At 31.5% G+C, this 25348-nt stretch carries 26 protein-coding genes and 1 pseudogene; 4 read left to right on the forward strand and 23 right to left on the reverse strand.

Annotated elements, in window-relative coordinates:
* Positions 1 to 90: 90 nt before the first annotated feature.
* From LQ611_RS01710 to LQ611_RS01725, 4 genes are all read right to left on the reverse strand, one after another.
* Positions 91 to 690, reverse strand: a complete 600-nt coding sequence (locus LQ611_RS01710) for an ATP-binding cassette domain-containing protein (RefSeq protein WP_103360728.1) — start codon at positions 688 to 690, stop codon at positions 91 to 93.
* Between the two features lie 6 nt (positions 691 to 696).
* Complete coding sequence (gene modB, locus LQ611_RS01715) at positions 697 to 1365, reverse strand: molybdate ABC transporter permease subunit (RefSeq protein ID WP_103360729.1); 669 nt, start codon at positions 1363 to 1365, stop codon at positions 697 to 699.
* Positions 1366 to 1376: 11 nt separating this feature from the next.
* A complete protein-coding gene (gene modA, locus LQ611_RS01720) occupies positions 1377 to 2144 on the reverse strand; it encodes a molybdate ABC transporter substrate-binding protein (RefSeq protein WP_107596418.1) in 768 nt (255 codons plus the stop codon).
* Positions 2145 to 2304: 160 nt separating this feature from the next.
* A complete protein-coding gene (locus tag LQ611_RS01725; protein ID WP_103360730.1) occupies positions 2305 to 4665 on the reverse strand; it encodes an FdhF/YdeP family oxidoreductase in 2361 nt (786 codons plus the stop codon).
* 134 nt (positions 4666 to 4799) lie between these two features.
* Here LQ611_RS01725 and fdhD point away from each other — a divergent pair, with 134 nt between their 5' ends.
* Complete coding sequence (fdhD, locus tag LQ611_RS01730; protein ID WP_103360731.1) at positions 4800 to 5594, forward strand: formate dehydrogenase accessory sulfurtransferase FdhD; 795 nt, start codon at positions 4800 to 4802, stop codon at positions 5592 to 5594.
* A gap of 45 nt (positions 5595 to 5639) precedes the next feature.
* Here the strand turns inward: fdhD and LQ611_RS01735 are convergent, their stop codons facing one another.
* The 5 genes from LQ611_RS01735 to LQ611_RS01755 all read right to left on the reverse strand — a co-directional run bounded on the left by LQ611_RS01735 (position 5640) and on the right by LQ611_RS01755 (position 9214).
* A complete protein-coding gene (locus tag LQ611_RS01735; RefSeq protein WP_103361116.1) occupies positions 5640 to 6386 on the reverse strand; it encodes a GNAT family N-acetyltransferase in 747 nt (248 codons plus the stop codon).
* A 14-nt stretch (positions 6387 to 6400) separates the two neighbouring features.
* Positions 6401 to 6952: a biotin transporter BioY gene (locus LQ611_RS01740; RefSeq protein WP_025906833.1), complete on the reverse strand. Its 552-nt coding sequence runs from the start codon at positions 6950 to 6952 to the stop codon at positions 6401 to 6403.
* A gap of 76 nt (positions 6953 to 7028) precedes the next feature.
* Positions 7029 to 7883, reverse strand: coding sequence for an ROK family protein (locus LQ611_RS01745; protein WP_103361114.1), 855 nt, complete (start codon positions 7881 to 7883; stop codon positions 7029 to 7031).
* Between the two features lie 9 nt (positions 7884 to 7892).
* The gene (locus LQ611_RS01750; protein ID WP_239709305.1) at positions 7893 to 8531 is read right to left on the reverse strand and encodes a FadR/GntR family transcriptional regulator; all 639 of its coding nucleotides are present in this window, start codon (positions 8529 to 8531) and stop codon (positions 7893 to 7895) included.
* A complete protein-coding gene (locus tag LQ611_RS01755; protein WP_103361113.1) occupies positions 8531 to 9214 on the reverse strand; it encodes a FadR/GntR family transcriptional regulator in 684 nt (227 codons plus the stop codon). The genes LQ611_RS01750 and LQ611_RS01755 overlap by 1 nt, the downstream gene beginning before the upstream one ends.
* 149 nt (positions 9215 to 9363) lie before the next feature.
* On the opposite strand from LQ611_RS01755, the gene LQ611_RS01760 reads away from it, so the two are divergent.
* Entirely contained in the window at positions 9364 to 10233 is an 870-nt protein-coding gene (locus LQ611_RS01760) for an N-acetylneuraminate lyase (protein ID WP_107596420.1), read from the forward strand.
* A 30-nt stretch (positions 10234 to 10263) separates the two neighbouring features.
* Positions 10264 to 11763 (forward strand): annotated as a pseudogene (locus tag LQ611_RS01765) (sodium:solute symporter family protein).
* A 99-nt stretch (positions 11764 to 11862) separates the two neighbouring features.
* On the opposite strand, the gene LQ611_RS01770 reads toward LQ611_RS01765, so the two are convergent.
* From LQ611_RS01770 to LQ611_RS01780, 3 genes are all read right to left on the reverse strand, one after another.
* Positions 11863 to 12249, reverse strand: coding sequence for a type II toxin-antitoxin system HicB family antitoxin (locus tag LQ611_RS01770; RefSeq protein ID WP_232339604.1), 387 nt, complete (start codon positions 12247 to 12249; stop codon positions 11863 to 11865).
* Between the two features lie 177 nt (positions 12250 to 12426).
* Complete coding sequence (locus LQ611_RS01775; protein ID WP_103361111.1) at positions 12427 to 13359, reverse strand: ABC transporter substrate-binding protein; 933 nt, start codon at positions 13357 to 13359, stop codon at positions 12427 to 12429.
* A 191-nt stretch (positions 13360 to 13550) separates the two neighbouring features.
* Complete coding sequence (locus LQ611_RS01780) at positions 13551 to 13925, reverse strand: YbaN family protein (RefSeq protein ID WP_107565180.1); 375 nt, start codon at positions 13923 to 13925, stop codon at positions 13551 to 13553.
* Between the two features lie 150 nt (positions 13926 to 14075).
* Here LQ611_RS01780 and LQ611_RS01785 point away from each other — a divergent pair, with 150 nt between their 5' ends.
* Entirely contained in the window at positions 14076 to 15014 is a 939-nt protein-coding gene (locus tag LQ611_RS01785; protein ID WP_103362012.1) for an EamA family transporter, read from the forward strand.
* Between the two features lie 47 nt (positions 15015 to 15061).
* Here the strand turns inward: LQ611_RS01785 and LQ611_RS01790 are convergent, their stop codons facing one another.
* The 11 genes from LQ611_RS01790 to LQ611_RS01840 all read right to left on the reverse strand — a co-directional run bounded on the left by LQ611_RS01790 (position 15062) and on the right by LQ611_RS01840 (position 25253).
* The gene (locus tag LQ611_RS01790) at positions 15062 to 16231 is read right to left on the reverse strand and encodes an acyl-CoA dehydrogenase family protein (protein ID WP_103362011.1); all 1170 of its coding nucleotides are present in this window, start codon (positions 16229 to 16231) and stop codon (positions 15062 to 15064) included.
* A 144-nt stretch (positions 16232 to 16375) separates the two neighbouring features.
* The gene (locus LQ611_RS01795) at positions 16376 to 17767 is read right to left on the reverse strand and encodes an L-cystine transporter (RefSeq protein ID WP_107565179.1); all 1392 of its coding nucleotides are present in this window, start codon (positions 17765 to 17767) and stop codon (positions 16376 to 16378) included.
* 192 nt (positions 17768 to 17959) lie between these two features.
* A complete protein-coding gene (locus LQ611_RS01800) occupies positions 17960 to 18628 on the reverse strand; it encodes an ABC transporter ATP-binding protein (protein ID WP_103362009.1) in 669 nt (222 codons plus the stop codon).
* A gap of 11 nt (positions 18629 to 18639) precedes the next feature.
* Complete coding sequence (locus tag LQ611_RS01805) at positions 18640 to 19560, reverse strand: ABC transporter permease (RefSeq protein ID WP_103362008.1); 921 nt, start codon at positions 19558 to 19560, stop codon at positions 18640 to 18642.
* Positions 19557 to 20723, reverse strand: coding sequence for an ABC transporter permease (locus LQ611_RS01810; protein WP_204172230.1), 1167 nt, complete (start codon positions 20721 to 20723; stop codon positions 19557 to 19559). The genes LQ611_RS01805 and LQ611_RS01810 overlap by 4 nt, the downstream gene beginning before the upstream one ends.
* A gap of 18 nt (positions 20724 to 20741) precedes the next feature.
* Positions 20742 to 22241, reverse strand: coding sequence for a DUF6583 family protein (locus LQ611_RS01815; RefSeq protein WP_198052276.1), 1500 nt, complete (start codon positions 22239 to 22241; stop codon positions 20742 to 20744).
* Positions 22242 to 22318: 77 nt separating this feature from the next.
* Complete coding sequence (locus tag LQ611_RS01820; RefSeq protein ID WP_204172229.1) at positions 22319 to 22927, reverse strand: C39 family peptidase; 609 nt, start codon at positions 22925 to 22927, stop codon at positions 22319 to 22321.
* Between the two features lie 147 nt (positions 22928 to 23074).
* Entirely contained in the window at positions 23075 to 23299 is a 225-nt protein-coding gene (locus LQ611_RS01825; protein WP_311405042.1) for a transcriptional regulator, SarA/Rot family, read from the reverse strand.
* The gene (locus LQ611_RS01830; protein ID WP_232151781.1) at positions 23292 to 23429 is read right to left on the reverse strand and encodes a hypothetical protein; all 138 of its coding nucleotides are present in this window, start codon (positions 23427 to 23429) and stop codon (positions 23292 to 23294) included. The genes LQ611_RS01825 and LQ611_RS01830 overlap by 8 nt, the downstream gene beginning before the upstream one ends.
* Positions 23430 to 23847: 418 nt before the next feature.
* Positions 23848 to 24201: a DoxX family protein gene (locus LQ611_RS01835; protein WP_025906850.1), complete on the reverse strand. Its 354-nt coding sequence runs from the start codon at positions 24199 to 24201 to the stop codon at positions 23848 to 23850.
* Positions 24201 to 25253, reverse strand: coding sequence for an LLM class flavin-dependent oxidoreductase (locus LQ611_RS01840; protein WP_107596667.1), 1053 nt, complete (start codon positions 25251 to 25253; stop codon positions 24201 to 24203). Before LQ611_RS01840 ends, LQ611_RS01835 begins: the two co-directional genes overlap by 1 nt.
* Positions 25254 to 25348: the final 95 nt, after the last annotated feature.

Here is a 25348-nt window from a genome sequence, read left to right on the forward strand (position 1 = left end):
TTTTATTTGCACAAAAAAGCCTCAAACAAAGTGTTTATCTTTGTTTGAGGCTTCAGACATATTATTTATTTTTCACCTTACAATGAACTGTTAACTAATTTCGATAACTTCATCTGCTAAAATTTGAACTTCTTTTTTAGAATGAGAGACAAGTATGATCGGTATTTGCCAAGTCTTGAAAATGGACTTTACTAATGCCATACCTTCGTCTTTTGTTTCATCATCTAAACTTGAAAATGGTTCATCTAAAAGTAATAAGTTAGGTTTAACACTTAATACTCTACATAATGCAACTCTTTGTGACTCTCCACCAGATAACGTAGATGGATATTGATTTAAACAATTTTCTATACGTAAATGTTTAATCAATTGCTCTGTCTCTTTATTAGGCTCAATCATGTAATGAATATTTTCATGAACTGTCTTATGCGGAAAAAGTTGATAATCTTGAAACAGATAGCCAATATTTCTATCTTGCACTTTAATCACATGCTTTTGATCACTGAGCACTTTTTGATTAATTTCTATTCTGCAAGTTTCCGCTTCAATAAGACCTGCAATAATGTTTAATAATGTGGATTTACCTATACCTGATCGCCCAACGATGGCATAAATTTTCGGAGTGTCAGCTTGGATATTTAATGATATCATTCTGTCTTTAATTAACTTTTTAATTGATATATCAATCATCCATATCTACTCCCATTTATGATTCTTTTGATTTAATATATTAAGCGAGCTTATCACACAAATTGCAAATGCGATGAGTACAATAACCCATAACCACGCTTTGTGTTCCTCACCTGCTTGCACTAAGAAATAAATTTCTAATGGCAATGTGTTCGTTAAACCAGGAATATAGCCAGCAATCATGAGCGTTGCACCAAATTCTCCTAATCCTCTAGCAAAACTCATTACAACACCAGAGAAAATGGAACGTTTAGATAACGGTAAAATAATAGTTCTAAAAATTTTACCTTCACTAGCGCCCATCGTTCTTGCTGAGTTAAGCATCTTTGGATTAATAGATTGAAATCCATTCATTACATGTTGATACATAAGCGGTAAACTTACAATAATCGCTGCTATTACTGCACCTACCCACGTAAAAATCACATTGATATGCAATACATCCGATAAAAATTGACCGAAAAACTTATTCTTACCAAAGACAATAAGGAGTATAAAACCCATAACTGTCGGTGGTAATACAATCGGTATCATAATAATGCTCTCAACTACAGGTCTTAATTTGCCTTTATAATTGAGCATCAGCTTTGCCAGAATAATACCTAGGATACAAACAATGATAGTACTGATAGTTGTTACTTTAATTGATATCCATAGTGGTGTTATGTCTGGCATAGCTTTATCTCCTATCCTTCAAAGTGATATTCTTTAAGAATTTCTTTAGCTTCTTTTGATTTTAAGAATTCAAACCATTCTTTAGCTTCTTTCTTGTCAGTAACAAGACCAGCTCTATAAGTAATTGGATGATCTAAAGGTGCATCCGCTAATTTAACGACGTTATCGACTTTTTTATCTTTACCTTTATACATATCTGTTGCGTATACAAATCCTGCTTCTGCATTTTCTTTTTGAACATAGTTTAATACTTGTTTAACATCTTTTGCGAAAACAAATGTACTTGTCATGCCGTTATATAGATTTTCTTTTTTCAAATATTCTACAGCGTAACGACCTGCTGGTACACTTTTTTCTTCACCAATTGCGACTTTGTTAGGCGAACTAACATCTTTAATATTTTTGATGCTAGAGTTTTCGTATTTAATGATAATTAATTTATTTTTAGCGTAATCATAAACTTCTTTAACTTTTTTACTATCTTGTAATTTATCAACATCAGAAGTGTTTGCAGACATTAATACGTCTACATCTGCACCAGCTTCTACTTGTTTACGTAAACTACCTGAACCACCGTAATTGAATTTAATATTCGTATTCGGATGCTTCTTCTTAAATTCTTTTTCTAGTGCTTTAGAAACATCTGTCAAACTCGCTGCTGCTGATACTGTTAACGTCTTACTTTCACTTTCTTTTTTAGCTTTATCTTGGTTAGATTCTGTGCTACAACCAGCTAATACAAGTAACAAAGCAAAGACTAATGTTAAAAATCTTTTCATGACTTCTTTCCTTCCTTTTTAGATATGTACAAACTTAATTTACACCTTTATTTATACTATTGTAAGGCTCAAGTACATTTTTCACAAATTATTCTTAAAGTATAGTGAAATATGTAATGATAGGGAATATCCTTATTTAGTTGAGGATACTCCCTATCTATTATTGCATCGGTATTTCTTCTAAATCTTTAATTGGTTTTTCATAATAGTCTCTATCTTTTTTAGCGTTAAATCTGTCCGCTTTTTCTACTTTGACTGTTATGTTGTAATCAGGAATCTTAGCGTACTTCTCGTATCTACCTCTAGGTAATAAATAGTTGCCTTCAGGGAAATAGACTTCAATGTTTCCTTTTAAAATATCTACATATTTAGCGACACCTTGGAATACGCCGAAACCATTATGCAATACAACACCTTCACCTTCAGCAATGCTTAATCTATCAGCATCTTCTTTGTTCATTAATACATCATATCTTCCACCATGGTTAAAGGATTCATAATCGCCATATACCATTGAGTTAAATTGTTTACCTCTTCTTGTCGTCAACATGAAATCATCAGGTTGTCTGTTTAAGTCTGGAATGTCTACACTGATTAAATGACCTTTACCATCTTCAGTTGGACAAATACCATCTTCACATAGCCAAGCACCACCCCACTGGAAGACATCTCCTTGATTTCTTAAATGTTGGATACCATCATAATCCGGATTTGCTTTAGCAATCTCTTCTCTTATAGACTGACCATCTTTAAAGTCAATTAAATGTGCTTGTTCAGGTTTAACACGCTTAGCTAAATCAATATATATTTGCCACTCTGATCTTGCTTCTTTTATTCTATTTTGATTTCCTTCAATTACTGGTGAATAGTAAACCATGCGTTCTGTCGAAGTAGACGTGCCACCACCATCTTGCTCATATCGTGTCTTCGCAGGTAAAACAATAACCGTTTCTTTCGCATCAACTAAAGTAGACGTATTCAAAATAATATCTTGATGTACTCTAAGTTCTAGATTTTCTAAAGCTTTTTGTATAAATGTTGGGTCAGGCATTGTTTCTAAGAAATTCCCACCGGACATGTAATAGCATTTAATTTTACGCTCATGATCATCTGGTAACATAATATTTTCTAACGTTACACCAACCGTATCACCTTGCCAATCCGCAATATCAAATCCCCATAACTTCTCAATACGCTTTTTATTTTCTCCATCAAAAGCACCGCCTGGTAATACAAATGGATCACAGCCCATTTCTCCAGTACCTTGCACACTAGAATGTCCTCTAAACGGCATTAGACCACTATGCTTTCTACCTAAGAAACCTCTTAATAATGCTAAATTACATACTTGAGAAATATTATCCGTCGCAAACTCATGCATCGTTAGTCCTAGCGCCCAGGCAAATACAGCATTTTGGGCATTGGCAAGTTCTAGTGCTAATTTGTAAATTTGATCTTTAGAAATACCACTTGATTGTTCAATCTCTTCCCAAGACTGCTTCTCGACTGTTTCTTTAAGTTCTTCATAGTTTGTAACATGTTCCTCAACAAACTTATGGTTAATTGCAGAACCGTATGCTTGTTCTTCCATTTCAAACCAGTGTTTCATAATACCGTGCATAAATGCAATGTCACCACCGATATTAACTTGGTAGAATTCGTCTGCAACATTCGTACCAAATAATGCTGATTCTGCCACAGATGGAATCCAATATTTATCCATTGCCGGTTCTTTATATGGATTGATAACGATGATTTTTGTTCCTTTTTTCTTTGCTTCAAGCATATATTTAGTTGAAACAGGCGAAGCATTAGAAGCTACACTTCCCCAAAAAAGCAACACATTCGTACCTATCCAGTCTTGGTAATTCGCCGTTGAAGCACCAACACCTACTGAACGTTTCATCGCTGTTTTACTAGGTGAATGACATATTCTAGAAGCATTATCGATATTGTTAGCACCTAAATATCTCGCGACTTTACTTGCAACATAGTATGATTCATTCGTAATCCCTCTTGAAGTTAAATAAAATGCATAATTTCTCGGATTCAATGATTTCATTTTTTGTGCTATTGTTTGCATCGCTTCTTCCCATGAAATACGTATAAACTTACGATCACCTTTTCGTCTCATCATTGGATAAGGAATACGACCTAATTGCCTTAATTCTGTGCTATTATATTTTCTCAATTCATCTATATCTTGATGTAAAATTTCTGGTTTTATTTCTGGCATTGTATTGAGTCTTAAAACATTAAATCGTGTTGTACACATGTGAGGACCGGTTAAAGTTTGATCGCTTAATCCAGATACACCTAATGCACACCCATCACAGACACCTTTAGTGATAATATTTTTAGCGTAATTTAAATTATCTTTATTATCCCAAACAATTTTCATTGTATCTCTTATATGTTTAGGCTTTACCTTACCTAGTCCAAAAGGTATTGGACTTACCCAAAATTCTGGTGCTGGCTTTAAATCTTTCTTCATAGGACCTTGATGTTTAGTCTTACCCATATTTACCCCTCCATGATTTCACTTACATTTATTATATGAAATCACAATATATTTTGAAAGTGCTTTCACTTTATTATTGGTAGTTTACAAAGTAAAATAAAACTATTAAACAATTATTTAAATGGGGAATCATTATGAAGCAAAATATGACTTACAATCTGCCAATATTAAAATACAAAAATGATCAATTTATTGAGACAACGGATAGCTACGTAACAGAATTTCCTATTACGATTATTATAAACGGAGAAGAGTTTGCAACAATCGTTTGTTCACCTAAAGATTTAGAAGAACTCGTGCTCGGCTTTATTGCATCTGAAGGTGTTATTAAGAAGAAACCTGAAATTAAATCTATTTCAATAGACGATTCTAAAGGTTTTGCACATGTAGAACTCACTAAAGAGATTGATGTCAATTTCAAAAAGAATACACAACGCATGATTTCTTCGTGTTGTGGTAAAAGTAGAGCTTTCTATTTTAATAACGATGCCGTAACAGCTAAAGTGTCACAATCTAGAATAAACATTACACCTCAACAAATCATAACTATGATGGATAAACTACATGAAGAAAGTAAAATTTTCAAAGAAACAGGCGGTTTGCATAATGCTGCCATAAGTGATGGAGATGGCTTCTATTTACATCGATCCGATATAGGTAGACATAACGCACTAGACAAATTATATGGCTATTGTATAGAACATGACATTACAATCAGAAATAAAGCACTCATCTTCAGTGGAAGAATTTCCTCGGAAATATTAATCAAAGCATCTAAAATTGGTGTCGGCATCATCTTGTCTAAATCAGCACCAACTAACTTAGCAATCGGATTAGCACATGATTTAAATATAACGGCAGTTGGCTTTATAAGAGATGGCAGCTTTAATGTATATAGCCACGCTTATAGAATACAAAACCAATCATAATAATAAATAAACAGGTTGAGACAGCATTGCTGTCTCAACCTGTTTTTATTTGTATTCTTTTAACGTTTCAAATTGAAATCCACTGTAAATATAACCTTGTCTTTTATACATATCTTTAGCTGTATCTTCACCGTCTGCTACAAGTATTATCGGTTTATCTTTAGCGATTTCTGCTACAAAGGCTTGCATTTTCGTTCCTATACCTAACCTTCTATATATTTTTCGAACACCAAAGCTATCTAATTCTACATATTTCTCATTCATCCATATAAGCAACATACCTGCAGGCTTACCTTTATAATAAGATAATACTTGAATCGGATTATCACTATGTAATTGTTTTTTATTTAATTCAACTTTAAGGTCTGCATAATCTTTGCCATATGCTTCATCTTGTTCATATGATACGTTCAAGAAATCAACAATATTATCCTCATTCGTTAGAACAACTTCAATGTCTTGATTGGCTTCACTTTCAAAGTTCTTCTCAGCATTGATATATAATTCTAACCAACCTGTTTCATAACCTTGAAATTTTAAATATTCTCTTAATTCAATATCGATTGTTTCATTTTCAGGAAAGACAAATTTAAGAAAAGGCTGATTATTTTTTTCATGGATTTCTTTCAACATTGCTTCATCTGCTTTAAACGTATCTATGTCTGGCATTTCTTTATACACAATTTTGTTAGAATCATACTGAATACGTTTATCCAATGTTTGATAATGTATAAACCTATTTGTTTCAGTCAAAACCTTTCCATCTGTTTCTATATCTTTAAATGAAACCATCGTTATTCACCTCGTTAAGTATTTCTTAATCGTTTTATTTCGGGTATGTTCTTCAAGCTAAATAATAACATAGTTGCTAATATTGCTTTAACAATATCACCTGGTAAAAACGTTGCTGCTAATATGTATCTTTTAGCGATTGAAATATTCATAAACTCACCCATCACAAATCCGCCAATTAAATTAAGGAATAGAACCCCAATGACAATATTAATTGTTAACGCATATGTAAACGAGAGATCTTTCCACTTTCTATCTATAAAGAATCCAATTAAAAATGCAACAACTGGGTAGCCGAATAAATAACCAGCAGATGGACCAAAGAATACACCTAATCCGCCTCTACCACCTGATAATAATGGCAATCCTGTTGCAACAAGTAATAAGAAGATAATTACACTTAATGTACCTCTTTTATATCCTAATAAACATCCCGCTAATATGATACCAATATTTTGTAGAACGATTGGCACCGGCATAAACGGTAATGGAATTGGTGGTATAAATGCTAATACAGAAATAAAAGCAGTAAACATTGCTATAATAACGATATCTTTAGTTTTCAAATTTTTCACTCCTAATATAAGATAACGATATTATACCACATTGTTAACCAATGTAAATTGTAGGTTAACAATTATTTTATAAACATGAAATAGCACCATATAGAGCTGAATCATTTCCCTTTGAAGTGACTTCAATTTTGGCATGACCATAATCAGTTGGTAAATAATCATCGATAAATGGTTCAATCAATGATAGGAGTCTTTCTTCTTGTTTAGAAATACCTCCGCCAATAAGTATTATTTCTGGATCAAACATAATTTGAACCTGCGCAATACCTTCTGCAACATGATTAGCCCATTGATTAAGGATGTCTTGAGCTTTTTCATCATTTTGATACGCCAAATCAAATAATTTCTCAACTTGCATATCTTCTTTATAATTGGCACTAATTAGTCTTTTTAAAGCTGTCGTAGATCCTCTATCTTCATATGTTGTATTCGTTTCTTTGTCATAAAGTAAATAGCCTATTTCACATGCTCTATACTTTTTACCTTCTAATAATTGATTTTCATAATATGCGCCACCAATACCCGTACCAATCGTCATTAAAAATATCGATTGAACTTCTCTATCAAACGTTAACAATTCCCCAAGTAACGCGCATGATACATCATTATTAACCGCTACTTTACCAGCAATATGTGCTAATGATTGCTTAAAATTTGTACCATTATAATATGGTATGGTAGGGCCAGCATATGTAATTTCACCTTTATGTGAATCAACGACACCTGCTGTAGAAATACCAACTTCAGGTTTATTTAAGTTAAATTCTTTTGTATATGATTCAACGATGCCTTTAACCGCTTCAACAATACCACCATCTTTATTATGTGGTGTTTCAATTTTTTGATAACTATGTATTGTGTGGTGGTCATCAATTGCGCCAGCTTTAATAAATGTGCCACCTATATCAATTGCAATTTTCATAATATCCTCCTAAATAGACAAATGTGTGGTCATAAGTTCTTTAGCTAATTGCACATCTTTGTTGGCAATTGCTTCGATAATTTTCTTATGCATTTCATTCGTTTGAATATAATTAATTTCTTTCCCCTCTTCTTCAATATGATAGAAGTAAGACTGAATAACAGAGCTTAATTGTTCAAATAATACATTTCCTGTAGTACTTAATAACGTTTGATGAAATGCTTTATCATTCTCATAATGATTGATAACATCTTCATTTACAATTGCTTTTAAATCACTGATATCCTTATCCAATTTAACGATTTCTTCAATAGCTGCACATTCAAAAATAATTCTCAATGACAGTAAATCATTTTTCGAACCATTTGCGACTTGAAAACTAAATAGAAATCCTTCAACTAAACTAGAGATATCCGGTGCTTTGATTACCGTTCCTCTTCCTTGAACCGTTTCGATCACACCTGTATGTTCGAGATAACTCAAAGTTTCTCTTACAACTGAACGACTCACGCCATACATTTCAGTAAAAGCACGTTCTGTCGGTAAGCGATCCCCTTCTGTCATGCCTTTATCCAAAATATATTGTTTAATTTCTTGTAATACTTGCGACTTCAAACTTTGGACTTCAATCTTATCTAATTTACCCATCATTTTTGCTCCAATTCTTCTATCCACTCAACGACTCTAGACAGATGTTTATTAATAATGTCATGTGCTAAAGTTAAATTTTGTTTCTCAATTGCTTCTATTAAATCAGCATGTTCTTTGTAAGATTTTTCTATATCTTCTTTATCAACAATTTGATTAAACTGGTTCTTATCAAAATACTCTTTAATAACTTTACTCATCGTGATTAATGTTTGATTTTCAGTAAAGATAATAATCGTTTCATGAAAGGCTGAATCATAGTGCGCGAATTTTTGAGATTTGTTGAAAGACTCATAATAAATATCATTCAAATCTCTTAGTTTTTTTGCATCAATCACGATTTTATTTTCTATTAAAAGACGTATCGCACCAAGTTCTAATATTTTACGCACTTCCAGTAATTCTTTAATTTTAAAACCATGCACTTTCATATGTGACTCAAAAAGCATTGATAAATGTTTATTCTTCTCTGTAATAAACATGCCACTTCCTGATTTAACTTGAATGAGACCACTTTGCTGCAAGCGACTAATCGCTTCTCTCACAACAGTGCGACTCACCCCCAATTGTTCCACAAGCATTTTCTCTGAAGGTAGTTTATCTCCATTATCAAATTGATGTTCTGCTATATATTCTTTTAATTTTTCAACAGCCACATCAACGAGTGATGTTCGTTTCATCATTTTACCTACCTCCTCTTAATTATTTATTTTATCATAAGTGATGTATCAAATAATAAAACGATTGACAGAAGAATATGTATTCGCTTACAATATGATTATAAATTGGTCTGACAATATTATCAATTAATAAATATAAAGGAGTTTTTTAAATGAAAGGATTATATTCTGCATTACTCGTACCATTTGATGAGGAAGGCAATATTTTAGAATCAGGTTTAAGACAAATCATTCGCCAAAATATCGATAAACAACAAGTAGATGGTTTATATGTAAATGGTAGTTCTGGTGAAAATTTCTTAATGAATACTGAACAGAAGAAGAAAGTCTTTGAAATTGTTAAAGACGAAGTAGGATCAGACGCTAAATTAATCGCACAAGTTGGTGCATTAGATTTAAACGAATCAATTGAATTAGGTAAATTTGCTACAGAATTAGGTTATGACGCGTTATCAGCTGTAACACCATTTTATTACCCATTCAAATTCGAAGAGATTAAGTATTACTACAATGCCATCATTGAAGCTACTGGAAATGAAATGATCATTTATTCAATTCCAGCATTAACTGGTGTTAACTTATCTATACAACAATTTGAAGAACTTTTCGAAAATGAAAAAATCATCGGTATTAAATATACTGCTGCTGACTTCTACTTATTAGAAAGAATTAGAAAAGCATTCCCAGACAAATTAATACTTTCTGGCTTTGATGAAATGCTTATTCAAGCTGCTGTGTCAGGTGTAGATGGTGCGATTGGTTCAACTTATAACATCAATGGACAACGCGCTAGACAAATCTTTAATTTAGCTAAAGAAGGCAATATTGAACAAGCATATGAAATTCAACATGAAACAAACGATATTATTGAGCAAGTATTAGCTTTAGGTATTTACCCTACTTTGAAAGCTGTACTAAATGAAAATGGTATTGAGGGTGGTACAACTAAACGACCACTCGCGCCATTAGATGAAGCATCACTCCAAAAAGTTAAAGAACTTGTTTCTAAATACAATTTATAATTATTTGATGTACAAAGGGGATGTCATATTATGAATGAAGTAGGATTTGGTACAGGAAACTGGATTGCATTAATTTTATATTTAATTGCAACGTTATTAGTAGGTGTATATTTTACAAAAAGAGCTGGTCAAGATACAGACGCGTTCTTCAAAGCAAAAGGTAGAGTCCCTGCATGGGCGGTTGGATTCTCAATCTATGCGACAACTTTAAGTGCGATTACTTATATGGGAACACCAGAAAGAGCATTTAATACAGACTGGTCTTATGCAGCAGGAAATATCGCGATTATTCCATTACTGATTTATTTCTATATTCCATTCTTCAGAAAGCTTGATGTAACAACTGCTTATGAATATTTGGAAGAACGATTTGGTATCACAATGCGTGTTATTGGATCTCTAGCATTTACATTATTCCATATTGGTCGTGTCGCGATTGTTATTTATTTACCAACATTAGCAATCACTTCCGTTTCAGATATTAACCCATATTTAATCGCAGCATTAGTTGGATTATTATGTGTTATCTATACGTTTATGGGCGGTATAGAAGGGGTTATTTGGAGCGACGTTATTCAAGGTATTATCTTATTAGGTGGTGCTGTTGCCGTTATCTTCTTAGGTGCTTTCCAAATTGATGGGAACTTCGGTACAGTGTTAAATGAAGCTGTACAAGATAAAAAGTTTGTCTAAATGGATAACTGGAAATTCGGTACTGCTGCCGCTGCAATTCCAATTATATTTATTGGTTCTATCTTTAATAACTTACATCAATACACTGCCAGCCAAGATATCGTTCAACGTTATCAAACAACTGGTTCAATATCATCAACAAACAAATCATTATGGACTAACGGTTTATTAGCATTTATTACAATCCCTATCTTCTACGGAATGGGAACTGTGTTGTATTCCTTCTATAATAATGTTACATCTTTACCAGAAGGATTTAATACTTCAGCTATCGTACCTTATTTCATACTGACACAAATTCCACCATTTGTTGGCGGATTATTAATCGCTGCTATATTTGCAGCAGCACAATCAACAATTTCTTCAAGCTTGAACTCAATTTCAGCATGTGTGGTTGTCGATTTAAAACAAAGATTTTCTAAAACAAATAACACGAAAAATGATGTATTATTAGCAAGAATCATCATTATTCTTGCAGGTGTCTTCAGTACGTTGGCATCATTATACTTAATTAATCAAAAAACAAACGAAACATGGGATTTATTCTTACTTGTAACAGGACTATTCGGTGTACCAATTGCCGGCGTGTTTGCAGTAGGTATATTTACTAAAAAAGCCAATACTTATGGTGTTATCATCGGACTAATCGTCGCAGCAATCGTTTCTTACTTTGTAGGAAAAACAGATATCACACCATTTACAGTATCCGTTATCGGTTTCTTTATCGCATTTATTGTAGGTTACTTAGCAAGCTTACCATTCGCGAAACACAACAAGAATATCGTAGGCTTAACCATTCATACAATTAACGATCAATACGTGAAAGAAACAAAATAATGAACTATATAAAAAGCAGGGACATCGGCGTCCCTGCTTTTTATTTTTGTTGCATAATGTATAATCTTTGTTAATCTTCTTTATGAACTTCCCCTAATTCTAATTCCTTTCTAAGTGCACGTTGTAAAGTCTGACTAAAGTTAATTTTCTTTTTTTGCCTAACTCTACCATATATTTTGGGAGAGTTACCATTTTATTGACCGTCTTATTCTCTTCACGTAACCTCACAATATTTGTGTCTACTTTAACTAGCTGAAGTTGTTGCTGACTTTTTAAATTTCTTGCAAGATCATGATAGTTAGTAGGATTAGGAATATAATCATGGTCATCCTCCATTACTAATAAATGACCTCCTAGAGCATCAGAAGCCATATCAATAGCATCCTCTATATTTTCACCAAAAGTATTAGCTCCAGGCAAATCAGGAAATGAAACATTGTAAAATTTATCTTCTTTTTCTATTAAGGCATAAAAATGGTATTTCATATCATCCACTCCTATTATATTACTTCTATTGTTATCTCATTTTTACTTATATTACATCACCACTAAAACATATGTTTAAACATATGTAAATTTTTAAGACAATAAAAAAGCAGAGACTTACGTCCCTGCTTTTTATATTCTGATAATGAGAATCGGTGTTATAGCATTTGCTATTGATTATTCAGCTTTTTTAAGAATTTCATCTTTTAAGTATTTACGTTGCATTTCTAATGAATATGGATCGTTATACCAGAATGTTTGTGCATCAATTTCGATGACTTTGTCATTTTTAACTGCTGGAATTGATTTCCATGATTCAGTTTTAGTGAATTCTGGTTTTGCTTGTCCTTTTGTTACTGGTAAGAATAAGTAATCTCCTGAATATTTTTCAATTTCTTCTTGAGAGATTTTTTTCCAACCGTCTTTTTTAACATCTTTTTCAATGCTTTCTGGCATTGCTAAACCGAATGCTTGGTATAATACTTCTGTTCCTCTACCCCAGTTTTCACCGTAAGTATAGATGTCTTTTTGGAATGCTTCAATAACTGATACTGTAGTATCTTCGCCGATTTTATCTCTAATTTCTTTCCCGTCTTTAGAAGTTTCTTTCTTCCATTTTTCTACCCATTTTTTTGCTTTATCTTCTTTACCAACTAATTTACCTAATTCTACTTGCATGTCTAAGTAATTGTGTTTTGCATAGTCGTAAGGAATTGTTGGAGCGATTTTCTCATATTTCTTTAAGTTTTTATCTGCGTTATATGTAATGATTAAGTCTGGTTTTAATTTAGCTACTTGTTCAACGTTGTCTTCACTAACTTTTTCAATACCTTTAATTCTATCTTTAAGTATTGGTGTTTGATCTGTAGAAGCTGGTACACCCACAGGTTTAACACCTAAGTGTAATAAGCCACCAACGTAAGATGGTGCTAATACAACAATACGTTTAGGGTTTTTCGGGATATCTATTTTTTTACCGTCGTCTAATTTATAACTTACTGTATCTTTACTTGATTTTGTTTTACTGTTGCTCTCTTTCTCATCAGATTTATTGACACAAGCAGCAACAACTAATGCTAAAGCCATAATAAGCACTAAAAGTTTCTTCATAATTATCCTCCCAATTGATAATGACTCTCATTTTCATCTTTGTCTATTATATAACCCTTCAATGTATATAGCAATAGAATTTTTAAATTTATATAACTTTTTTATTCTATTTTACAATAATAATGATGTATGCAAATACAACAAAAAAATACCGATAAAAGACGTTACGTCATTTTATCGATATTTTAATATTATGATTTATTTTTACTTGGTAAAGTTTTAACAAAAGTGAATAATACAACAGTTTGGAAGAATAACATGATGCAAAGACCAATGCGAATATAGAAATGATCAACCATCCAAATTGAAAAGCCTACTACGATATATACACTTATAAGCATTTCGAATTTTTTCTTTAAAGTGTACCCTCTATATTTTTGAAAATCTTCTACATATTCTTTATAAACTTTTGTGCTTACTAACCAACTATGGAATTTATCTGAACTTTTAGCAAAACAAAATACTGCTAATAAAATAAAGGGTGTTGTAGGTAATAACGGCAATACAGCGCCAGCAAATCCTAATATAGTAGCAAGTATACCAACTGATATTAATACAAATTTCATGCGGAAACCTCACTTTTAACTCATTATGTTCATTATAAGAACGCATATTATAAAATTGCAAGTAAAACATTTCAACTTATTGTTTAATAATTTATCAAATGCTAAAATTAATTAATTAATTAACATCTTTTAGAATCGAGGGGCTTATAAGTGCAAAACAAACAACTAAAAGGTACTTTATTAGTGATGCTTGGCGCTACTTTTTGGGGATTAGGTGGAACGGTTACTGAAAAGTTATTTACAGAATATCATTTACCCGTTTCATTATTTGTAGCAGAAAGATTAATATTAAGTGGATTTTTTCTTTTGCTCATTGCAAAATTAATTCAGAAACATCCTTTAACAAATATATTTAGAGTCAAACATTCATTATTTCAATTGATCATCTATGCTTTATTCGGCATGTTAGGTGTGCAATACACTTTTATGGCGACCATTGATAAAGGTAATGTTGCCATCGCTACTTTGTTACAATTTTTAGCACCAGTCGTCATATTACTTTATTTACTGATCACTAGAAAAAGTAAATTTAGAATAACAGATATCATCATTATTGTGTGTTCACTATTTGGAACGAACTTATTACTAACAAATGGTGATTATGCCACATTATCAGTCCCCCCAAATGCTATCGTATGGGGATTATTAACAGCTTGTGCAGCTGCTTTTTATACTGTATATGCTGTTAAATTATTTTTAAATTGGCCATCTCTTGTTGTTATCGGTTGGTCAATGTTTATCGGCGGTATTGCACTTTCAATTATCAACTTAGACTTCTCATTTCCTTGGCATTTATTAGATGTTCAAGGTGTGATTTATTTCATCTTTGTGATCACTTTCGGAACGATGTTTGCTTTTTGGATGTATTTAGAAAGCGTGAAATATATTAGCCCTCAAACAACTGCATTATTTGGTGTGCTTGAACCCGTAACAGCAGTTATATCTTCAGTTCTATGGTTAAAAGTACCATTTGGATTGTGGCAACTTATCGGCATGATTGTCATCTTGGTTGTCGTATTATATATGTCAGTAGGCATGAAACCAAGACGTAAAAAACGTAAAAAAGTCATACAAACAGATCAATTATAATAAAAAAATTGGGTTGAGACATGATGTTATGTCCCATCCCAATCTTTTTATTGATGTTTACTTCTTTCTTCTCTAGCTTTTTTAGCTAATTTTGTAATGGTTACATCATCCATCGGTGGATTGTGTAAGCCAGCTCTTATATCTCTATAATAGCGTTGTAACGGTCTTTCCATTTGTAGACTTTTCGCACCTACAATTCTCATTGCTATATCAATAATTTTAATAGAGTGATTAACAACAACATGTTTAGCTGCACCTAGTTCAACATCTATAACTGCATCTGTTATAGAAGGATTTAAATATTTATTGATTACACTATATATATAATGTCTTGCAGTCGTTAATTCTAATTCCATCTGACCAATGTTTTGTTGAACAGCTGGAATATCAGCAATCACGCCATCGATACTTCCTGGACTATATTCATTCGCAAAATCAACAGCATAATCTCGTGCTGCTTGCCCAATACCTAAGTATACTGCTGGAATATGTAAATTCCATGGATTGATATTATTGCCTCTTGGACCATTCACAACTTCTACTAAGTATTTCTCATGAACTTTAACATCATCTAACACTAAATCATGACTTTCAGTAGCACGCATACCTACCATATTCCAGTTCTCTGCTATTGATAAACCTTCAGATTCTCTTGGTATTAAAAAGAAACCGAGTGCTTCTTTTTCAGGTACATATGCACCAACAAGAAAATGCGTTAACCTTTGACTCATTGTTGTAAATGTCTTAACACCATTTATAATGTAATGGTCTCCATCACGATCAGCATGTGTACTTGGACGTGCGCCTCGAGTTGGGCTGCCAGTTTCCGCTTCACTTACAGCTCTATTAACAATCGCACCATTTAATACTTCTTCAGCAAATTCATCTAATAAATCTTGCGTCCATAATTTTTCTTGATAAATTTGACCAACTACACCCATATGCCAACCAATGGCTAATGCCGTCGCACCATCAATTCTACCTAGTGTTTCTTGGAATAAAATGATATCTTCTGGTGTTGCATCTTCACCACCATATGATTTAGGAAGTACAATTTTCGTATAGCCTTCATCTATTAACCAATTAATATTTTCATATGGAAATTCTGAATTTAAGTCATTTTTTTCAGCGTGTTTTTGTAATGACGCTTTATGATTTTCTATTTTATTAACCCATTTTTGTTGGAATTCATTCTTAATAAATAAATCTCTACTCATCGTGTCCACACTCCTTAATATCACTTTATCATTGTATTTATTTGCTTTCAATATATATCCGAGCATACCAATAAGTTTTTATAAAAAACAGGCAATACTGAAATTCACGATTGGTATCAGTATGTGCCTGTATAAAATTAATAATTAATATGACTCTCCAAGTTCATTGAAGTCTTGGTCATTGTATTTTTCTTCATCCAATTGTCCTGTAATTTTAGCAGTAGCTGTACCTGCTAACATTGAATCATTAACATTCAATGCTGTTCTACCCATATCGATTAATGGTTCAACTGAAATTAATACCCCTGCTAAAGCAATAGGTAAATTCAATGTTGAAAGTACGAGTATAGCGGCAAATGTCGCACCGCCACCTACACCTGCTACACCAAATGAACTGATGACTACAACGCCGATTACAGATAAGATAAACGGTAAATCAATATCAATACCTGCACTTGGTGCAATCATCATAGCTAACATCGCTGGATATATGCCCGCACAGCCATTTTGTCCGATTGATAAACCAAATGAACCTGCAAAGTTAGCAATACCTTCTGGAACACCTAGTCTAGTTGTTTGTGTTTGAACATTTAAAGGTAACGTTCCTGCACTTGATCTAGACGTAAACGCGAATAGTAACGTTTCACTAGCTTTTTTAACATAAGTAGCTGGGTTTAAACCAACAACAGATACTAAGATTAAATGGATGATGAACATTGTAATTAATGCTGCATAAGATGCGACAACAAACTTACCTAATGTCCAAACTGCTTCAAAGTTACTTGTCATCACCGTTTTAGTCATAATCGCTAAAATCCCGTAAGGTGTTAATCTTAATACAAAAGTAACAATTCCCATAACTAAGGCATAAATTGCATCAATACCTCTTTTGATTAAGTTACCTTTTTCTGGTTCTTTTCTCATCACACGTAAGAAACTAAATCCAACAAATCCGGCAAATATAACAATCGCAATTGTTGAAGTACCTCTAGCACCTGTGAAATCTAAGAATGGATTTGCAGGTAACAATTCAAGAATTTGTGATGGTAAATTATTAGCCGCCATATCTTTAGAAGTTTGTTCTATTTCTTGACCACGACTATTTTCCACACTACCTAAATCTATTTGTGATGCATCTAAATTGAATAGCATCGCATAAATAATACCAACTAAAGCTGCAACAGCAACCGTTCCTAATAAGAATGTAAATATCCAAGCACCAGCTTTAGCAAAGTTTTGACCAATTGTTATTTTAGTAAATGCTGAAACAATTGATATAAAGATAAGTGGCATAACGATCATTTGTAATAGTTTTACATAACCAGTACCTACAATATCAAACCATGAAGCTGTCGACTCTGTTACTTTAGAATCTACACCGTAAATAAGATGTAAAGCTAAACCAAACACAATCCCTATTCCTAAACCAATAAGAACACGTTTAGAGAACTTTACATGTTTCTTATTTAAATAACCTAATAAACCAATAAATAATAAGAAAACAATAATATTAATGACTACCCAAAGTGTTTCCATTAAAGGACCTCCCAAAAACATTTAATTCCGATACATTAAATAAGAATACACTTTAAAAATATGTTTTGCAATACGTTTTTCTTATTCTAAAATTTCAGATAAATATAATCGAAAAAACATACTAAGATCATTGTTACAATAATCTTAGTATGTTTTAAATTATGATGATTTTTTGAATTACGGTTGGCTTCTTCACAATACAAGACTGTCTTCAAATGTCCAAGATTTATCGGTTAAGATATTTCTATAGAATGGATCTTTACCGATTAACTTAATTTCATCTGCTAAGCTTTCGACTTCATCTAAATGGTGAGTTGTTAATATAATGAGTCTTGTTGTTTTTAAATGGTTTAACAATTTATGAATATCAAATCTGGATTTCAAATCAATGCCTACTGTTGGTTCATCTAAAATTAATATACTTGGATTTCCGAGCAGTCCGATTAATAAATTAACTTTACGTTTTGTACCACCAGAAAGAGAAGAGATTTTTGCTTTTCTTTCATATAAATTTAACTGATTACAATAATCTTCTATTAGTTCTGAAGATATAGGTTGTTTATTTAATGCTTTAAAAAATTCTATATTTTCATTTACTGTCATATGTTCAAATAATGCAATGTCTTGAGGTATATAACCTATGATTTCTTTGATTTTTTTATTGTTTAACTTTTTTCCAAAATAACGGATATCCCCGCTATCTGGATTTTCTAATGCTGTAATCATTCTTAGTAATGTCGACTTACCTGCACCATTTTCCCCTAATAATACAGTAAGTGTTTTATCTTTAAATGTTGTATTAAAGTCATGGAAAATTTTTTTATCTTTATACTTCTTTGATAAATGCTCTATTGTAATCATGTATACACCTCCTAAACTTGAAAAAACAAATAAAGACAACTTATTGCGATAGACCATATGATAGACATAAATAATTTATGACTAAGCGTATTTATTTTAAATAAGAATATGCTTAAGACACTTTCATATATAATCAATGTCATCAATAAGACTAAATAAAATACGATGCTTAATGACCATGATAATAGTAAGCTCGTGATAACTACAATCGCGAATAATAATATGACATGACTCAATATATAATACGTATATAATTTTAATTTGGTTCCACTAAACATCATGAGTCGCTCTAGTGCAGCATTTTGTTTCAGTCGTTGATGCAATACAATTTGACTACAACTTACAATTAATAGTAATGCAACATATACTGCTGCACCAATCGAAACATCTGAATGTTTTTGAACTGCATGGTGTTCCATTTTAGAGTGAGGTGTATTTTTAATATACGCTTTTTTAATTTTTTGCATCGATACATCTTGTTTAGATTTCTTTAAATGATCTTCAATAATGACGGGTATTTGTTGTTTGTATAAAGCTTTACTCGTCACTTCTAAAGCAATTTCTCCAATGAAATCATCTTTGTAATATAACGGAATGCTATCACGCAAACGATTTTCTTTTAACCGTTCACTAAAATCATCAGGTATTTGTAAGCTTACGATTGCTTGCTTTTTTTGAATGACATCATCAATATATGCCTCATTCTTTGATAAATGTATAACTTCTAAATATTTTGTTTGCTCTAAAGTGTGCACTAGCTCTTTTGAAGATTGAGATTCATCCAAATCTTGAACAGCTATTGGCATTTTAAATAATTGATTGCTAGATGCTTGAACACCTACAATGATCAATATTGTTATTAACAGCAATGCCACTAAAGTTACATATTGTTTCCATTGCTTTTTAACAACTAAATGAAAGATTGATTTCATCGGCGATACCTCCAATACAAAGCAGAGATCACTAATACAAACATTATACCTAAATGCCAATAATACATTGGATGCGTGTCAATGATGTAATTATTTAAAAGCAATTCTACTAGTTGATTAAAAACAATTGAAAACGGTAATGCCTCAATCATTCCTGCACTCAAACTTTTCAAATAAATGATTGGAATCACAGTACCAGATAACAATAATATTACTAACGTTAATAAAACTTTGAACAAATAATTTAATATATTTCTAAACGCAATATCAATAAAGAGAAAAACTAAAAATATCATGACTAAATAATAAGCAATATCTAAGCTAATTTGCCAAATATTATACATTTCGAATTCTGGTTTAAGAAAATGTATGATGACCCATAAACCAAGTATGCTCCAAAGCGTTGTATAGAAAAGACTAAACACACCTCTTACAATTGTTAACTTTTCATAAGAGAAATGATACATACTTAATCGTTCTTTTAATGCATCTTTTTGATTCATTTTTAAAATGCTAAAAATTGAAAAGAAAAAGAAAAAGATAGATACAAAATAAATTGAAATTGTGTAATAGCCGAACGTATCAAATACTTTGATAGGCTCATCATTAAAGGATCCGCTTCTATTTAACCCAGTAAATAACATATCCGTCATCATCGTTAACAATTCATTTTCGGATGCACTAGGATAAAGAGATGTATATGACATAGCCCCCCCCATCGACAACATTAAACGGCTATAGACCGAATCTGTTAGCTGTAAAATAATAATACTTTCAACTGATTGTTTATCATTTGTATTCACAACTATTGGTAACTCACCATTTTTATAAAATGCTTTTGTCATGCCATCTTTAAAGACAAAGTAGCCATCTATTTTCTTTTTTGATAATAGTTGTCGTGCTTTCTCTTCATTATAATGTTTAATAGACAAATCATTTCCGAGTGATTGCCCATCGCCTATCGCATTTAAAATTAACTTTGTTTCTTTAGATTGGTCTTTATCTACGATTCCAATCGTAAACGCCTGATCTTTTTCGTTTACTTGGTTAACCCCAATCATAACGGCCAACACAGCTAAAAATAATAATAAAATATATGCAATCAAATACCACTTTTTAATTAAAAAAGAGTGGTATATGTTGAACAATTTTATTGTCGACATATAACCACTCCTCTCTAATTATTGAATATCTTTTGCAAGATCTTCTCCTAAATCTTGTAGCTTATCTTCTATTTCTTTTGTTAAATCATCAACTTCTGAATCTGATAATGTATTAAAGTCAATCGCGCCATCTTTCTTGAATTTAATGTCTTTTTTCAGTTCAGTTTTACCATCCATAATTAATTTAATATTTTCACCATTCACATCGAAATCAACATTTAATTTTTGTTTTTGTTGATTGTTTTTAGTGTCTGTTGTTAAATTATGGTCGTAATTTAAATCGAAGCTTTGACCGCTAGATGGTGCAATCGTCACTTTACCTTTATCTGTACGTTTGTCTCCATCAACTTTAGATTTATTATCTAATTTTAATGTTGTTGTAGAGTATGAATTTTCATTGATTTCTAAATCATACTTATCGCTAATTTCATCTTTACCAGTTGATTTACCTTTAAGTGTAAGTCCACCGTCTTCACCTGGTGCTGATACTTTATAATCTAATTGAACGCCATCATCGATCACATTTGTACCTTGTATTCTAACTTTTTCATTATCTTTATTTGTAATTGTTAAGTCACGTTTCAAGATTTCTTTACCGTCTACGTAAATGATAGATTTCACTTTAGGATAATTCTTTACATCTTCATCTTTAGCTTTTTTCAATAAATCTTTAATTTCTTTATCGTACTCTTTTACATTACCTTGTTTTTCTACAATGTTTTTAATATCTTCATCTTTTTTAGCTTCTTCAAGAATTGCTACAACGATTTTCTTAGTATCTTTTTCACTTAAGTTCATTGTTACTTTTTTCAATTCTTTTTCATCATCAAAAATCTTAACTTTTTCTTTGTCTTTTTCAAAGTTATCATCATCTAATTGATCAACAAATAAGTCACTATATCTTTTTGAGATTTTGTCGATTTGATCTTGAGAGATTTGAGAGCTTGATAAGATCGTATTTAAATTTAAAGAATCATTTGTGATTTCTTGTCCATCTGTTGAATCTAATGATTCACCAGTAGCTTTTTCGATTCCTTTTTTAATTTCATTATTTTTTACTTTATATATGTCTTTAAATAATGGTGTTTCTAAATATTGATTATTTTTGTCTGCACTCCATTGGAAGTTACCAATCTTGTTGTCTGCAATTGTAGGTTCAATACCTAATTTAGAGTTTTTCGCTTTAGGATCATGCCCAACATTAAAGACAATATTCGTTGAGTCGATAACTGACTTTGGTATGCCTAATTGAGAAACTAATGAATCTGATACTTCTGCTCCAAATTTGAATGATGTTTTATAAGATTCATCTTTCATTTTATCTTGGAATTCAGTTTCGTTTTCAAATCTGTCGTTAAAGTATTCTTTCCAAGATTTTGCTGATTCTTGTTCACTTAATAAATATGTATTCTTTGGCGTATTTGTTAGAAAATAATATGTTGCTGCGCCACCAATTCCTACTATTGCAAGAAAGGCTACTACAATTCCTATAATTAGTAACTTTAATTTAGTAGACATTTAAACACCTCTTTTTAAAATTTATAACCATATCATAACAAATGTTACAACATTATGACATAATATTTTAAAAATAATTATATTTTTTTGTAAATACACATTTTTCCTGGCGTATTATAACTCATATTCATTTTATTTTTTTTCATTTTGATAATTTGATATTTGGATGGCCATAATGCTGGTATATATGCATACCCCAATATTTGCTTCCATAAAGGATCTATATAATAGTAATACTCATCATCATATCCAATTAATAAAGTTACATGGATATTAGTAACATAGGATTTACCTTTATCACCGATTTTAAAAATTTTGCGAATCGGTTTAGCTCCTAATGTCGTATGATATATTACAACCGGATGACTTTTATCAATTATCTTCTCTAGATCTTCAAGTTCAGTACCCGTACCATCAATAATTTCTGAATCATATCTATTTAGAAATTCTGCAAGTACATTCGGAAAAATAGTTTGATGATGGCCAAATTTGATTAGAAAATGATTGCCTACATATCCCTTTTCTGGGTTATCTGAATGTGTTGGCCACTTTCTCATAATAGTCGTTGCATTAATATCTTTATTATAGTAATTAAGCATCATCGAACTTGCCGTACCTTCACACCCCATAACCATTGGTATAGGAAATAATTGACTTTTCGGTTTAACATTTAAAATTATGCCCATAAAGGTTCTCCTTTTACGATATCTTCTTAAATAAATACATTTGTTTATACATATAATATATCATTTAACATTTAACTACATAGTATAAGAAAGCGGGACAGAGCATCTTTTACTAAAAAGATTTCTTTATCCCGCTTCTCGATATTATTATAGTATTTCAGCTTCAATTTCCATTAATAATTTTTTTATCTTTTTATGTTGAATTTTAGATACTTGAATAGCGACAGTTCTCTCATCCTGATCATTTCTTTTCTTAGAAATAAGCCCTTTTTCTTTTAAGTTTTGTACGGCTTTTGAAATATAGTACGGCTTAAATTTAGATTGTTTAATGATATCTTTAACGTTGTAACAATCTTTCTCGCCTCTATATATAAACTAAAATATATATTTCTTCGAACGAGAGTGCAAATTGACTTTTGATATTTGCGACATAATCTTTAGACTTCTTAGTTGTAACAACTAATTCAACGATATTTCTGATTGGTACCGATACTGATTCCATTGCAAATCAACTCCTCAAAATAATTTAATAAATTGTTGAATTGGTATATTGTGCAATCTTTAGTATCTATAGCATTTTCCCTTTCAACACAATGATTTAATAATATTTATTATTTTATAATGACTTTTAAAAACATTTAATAAATTTTCAAATATTGACTTTTCAACATTTTTGTTTTTCATATAAACCCTTTTATATCAATCTCTACAGCGTTCAATTTACAAAAAAATCACCCATGTACATAGTTTGTATTTAAGAATTTTTAAAAGTTTATTACTTTTTAAATATAAAGAATTCCTGTCATAAATTGAATAATATATAATATTAAAGATTATGATTTTTCTTTTGTATTTACATCATTTTGAAATAAACAAAAAAATCTGGCACATCAAAATGTACCAGATTTAAAGATTGTATATTATTTTTTCTTACCTAATGTATCAACGAAACTTAATGCAGATAAACCTAAAAGTGTTAAAGCATGTTTAGCACCTTTAAAGCCATGTCCAGCTTCATAGTGTTTATATGCTGCAACTGTCATAACAGAACCTACAAGTACTGAACCTAATCTTGATAAAGATTTGTTGCAAGCACTTAAGAATAAGAAGATTGAACCTACTAGTTCAAGTCCACCAGCTAATTTCATAGCATTTCTTGAAAGGCCGAATCCTTCTTCGAATTGTTGAGCCATACCGTCGTCATCTTTCACTTTTGGTTGACTTGAATCAAAAATTTGTTTACCTACATATACATTTAATAAATATCTTAACATTACTTAATTTCCTCCTTATTTTTCATATATTCATCTACAATCGGTTTAACTTGTTCACCTAATAGTTGAATAGATTTTAATACTTTTTCATGCGGCATAGAGCCTACTGGTAAATGTAACATAAATCGATTAATACCTAAATCTTCATGCAGTTTAATAATTTTAGCTGCAACTGTTTCAGGACTTCCAACAAACAATGCACCATGAACAATTTCTTGTTCGAATTTTCCCATTGAATATGGTGGCCATCCACGTTCTCGGCCTAATTGATTTATAACATATGCACTTGATGGATAATATTCTTCCATAGCTTTTTCATCAGTTTCAGCAATGTAACCCCATGAGTGTGTCGCTACAGGTAATTTAGATGTATCAAAACCATTTGATTCAGCAACAGCTTTGTACATTGCCACATTACGTTTAAAACGACTTGGCGCCCCTCCTATAATAGCATAAGTGATAGGTAATCCCAATTTTCCTGCTCTCATAGAAGATTCTGGATTTCCTCCAGTTGCTAACCAAATAGGCAATTTATCTTGAACTGCTCTTGGAAATACTTTTAAATGATCAATTGCCGCTCTTGTTTGTCCTTGCCAAGTTACGGTTTCATTTTCATTAATTTGCATTAATAAATCTAATTTTTCTTTATATAGTAAATCGTAATCTTTTAAGTCGTATCCGAAGAGTGGAAATGACTCAATAAATGAACCTCTACCTGCCATAATTTCTGCTCTACCATTACTAATCGCATCTAATGTAGCGAATCTTTGATAGACCCTAACAGGATCGTCAGATGATAATACTGTTACAGCTGATGACAATCTAATATTTTTAGTTTGACTAGCCGCAGCTGCTAACACTGTAACTGGATCTGATACTGCATAATCTTCTCTATGATGCTCCCCTAATCCATAAACATCTAATCCTACTTGATCAGCTAGCTTAATTTCTTCAACAATTTGATTAATTCTTTCGTGTGCAGGGAAAGGTTTGTCCACACCATTAATTGGAGAGATTTCAGCAAATGATGATAATCCTAATTCAAATTTCATGCTCTCACCTCGATATAATTATTATACTAGATATAATTATAGTACTAATTCTCCATTTGTCAATAATATTAATCAAAATAAAAAATAGCACATAA

It is taken from the genome of Mammaliicoccus sp. L-M44 (assembly GCF_022386355.1).
GTDB lineage: Bacteria > Bacillota > Bacilli > Staphylococcales > Staphylococcaceae > Mammaliicoccus > Mammaliicoccus sciuri_A.

What these genes read in the sequence shown, in the direction of transcription:
- LQ611_RS01710 (WP_103360728.1), bottom strand. Translation starts at nt 690, where the DNA reads ATGATTGATATATCAATTAAAAAGTTAATTAAAGACAGAATGATATCA.
- modB (WP_103360729.1), bottom strand. Translation starts at nt 1,365, where the DNA reads ATGCCAGACATAACACCACTATGGATATCAATTAAAGTAACAACTATC.
- modA (WP_107596418.1), bottom strand. Translation starts at nt 2,144, where the DNA reads ATGAAAAGATTTTTAACATTAGTCTTTGCTTTGTTACTTGTATTAGCT.
- LQ611_RS01725 (WP_103360730.1), bottom strand. Translation starts at nt 4,665, where the DNA reads ATGGGTAAGACTAAACATCAAGGTCCTATGAAGAAAGATTTAAAGCCA.
- fdhD (WP_103360731.1), top strand. Translation starts at nt 4,800, where the DNA reads ATGAAGCAAAATATGACTTACAATCTGCCAATATTAAAATACAAAAAT.
- LQ611_RS01735 (WP_103361116.1), bottom strand. Translation starts at nt 6,386, where the DNA reads ATGGTTTCATTTAAAGATATAGAAACAGATGGAAAGGTTTTGACTGAA.
- LQ611_RS01745 (WP_103361114.1), bottom strand. Translation starts at nt 7,883, where the DNA reads ATGAAAATTGCAATTGATATAGGTGGCACATTTATTAAAGCTGGCGCA.
- LQ611_RS01750 (WP_239709305.1), bottom strand. Translation starts at nt 8,531, where the DNA reads ATGGGTAAATTAGATAAGATTGAAGTCCAAAGTTTGAAGTCGCAAGTA.
- LQ611_RS01755 (WP_103361113.1), bottom strand. Translation starts at nt 9,214, where the DNA reads ATGATGAAACGAACATCACTCGTTGATGTGGCTGTTGAAAAATTAAAA.
- LQ611_RS01760 (WP_107596420.1), top strand. Translation starts at nt 9,364, where the DNA reads ATGAAAGGATTATATTCTGCATTACTCGTACCATTTGATGAGGAAGGC.
- LQ611_RS01770 (WP_232339604.1), bottom strand. Translation starts at nt 12,249, where the DNA reads ATGAAATACCATTTTTATGCCTTAATAGAAAAAGAAGATAAATTTTAC.
- LQ611_RS01775 (WP_103361111.1), bottom strand. Translation starts at nt 13,359, where the DNA reads ATGAAGAAACTTTTAGTGCTTATTATGGCTTTAGCATTAGTTGTTGCT.
- LQ611_RS01780 (WP_107565180.1), bottom strand. Translation starts at nt 13,925, where the DNA reads ATGAAATTTGTATTAATATCAGTTGGTATACTTGCTACTATATTAGGA.
- LQ611_RS01790 (WP_103362011.1), bottom strand. Translation starts at nt 16,231, where the DNA reads ATGAGTAGAGATTTATTTATTAAGAATGAATTCCAACAAAAATGGGTT.
- LQ611_RS01795 (WP_107565179.1), bottom strand. Translation starts at nt 17,767, where the DNA reads ATGGAAACACTTTGGGTAGTCATTAATATTATTGTTTTCTTATTATTT.
- LQ611_RS01800 (WP_103362009.1), bottom strand. Translation starts at nt 18,628, where the DNA reads ATGATTACAATAGAGCATTTATCAAAGAAGTATAAAGATAAAAAAATT.
- LQ611_RS01805 (WP_103362008.1), bottom strand. Translation starts at nt 19,560, where the DNA reads ATGAAATCAATCTTTCATTTAGTTGTTAAAAAGCAATGGAAACAATAT.
- LQ611_RS01810 (WP_204172230.1), bottom strand. Translation starts at nt 20,723, where the DNA reads ATGTCGACAATAAAATTGTTCAACATATACCACTCTTTTTTAATTAAA.
- LQ611_RS01815 (WP_198052276.1), bottom strand. Translation starts at nt 22,241, where the DNA reads ATGTCTACTAAATTAAAGTTACTAATTATAGGAATTGTAGTAGCCTTT.
- LQ611_RS01820 (WP_204172229.1), bottom strand. Translation starts at nt 22,927, where the DNA reads ATGGGCATAATTTTAAATGTTAAACCGAAAAGTCAATTATTTCCTATA.
- LQ611_RS01830 (WP_232151781.1), bottom strand. Translation starts at nt 23,429, where the DNA reads ATGGAATCAGTATCGGTACCAATCAGAAATATCGTTGAATTAGTTGTT.
- LQ611_RS01835 (WP_025906850.1), bottom strand. Translation starts at nt 24,201, where the DNA reads ATGTTAAGATATTTATTAAATGTATATGTAGGTAAACAAATTTTTGAT.
- LQ611_RS01840 (WP_107596667.1), bottom strand. Translation starts at nt 25,253, where the DNA reads ATGAAATTTGAATTAGGATTATCATCATTTGCTGAAATCTCTCCAATT.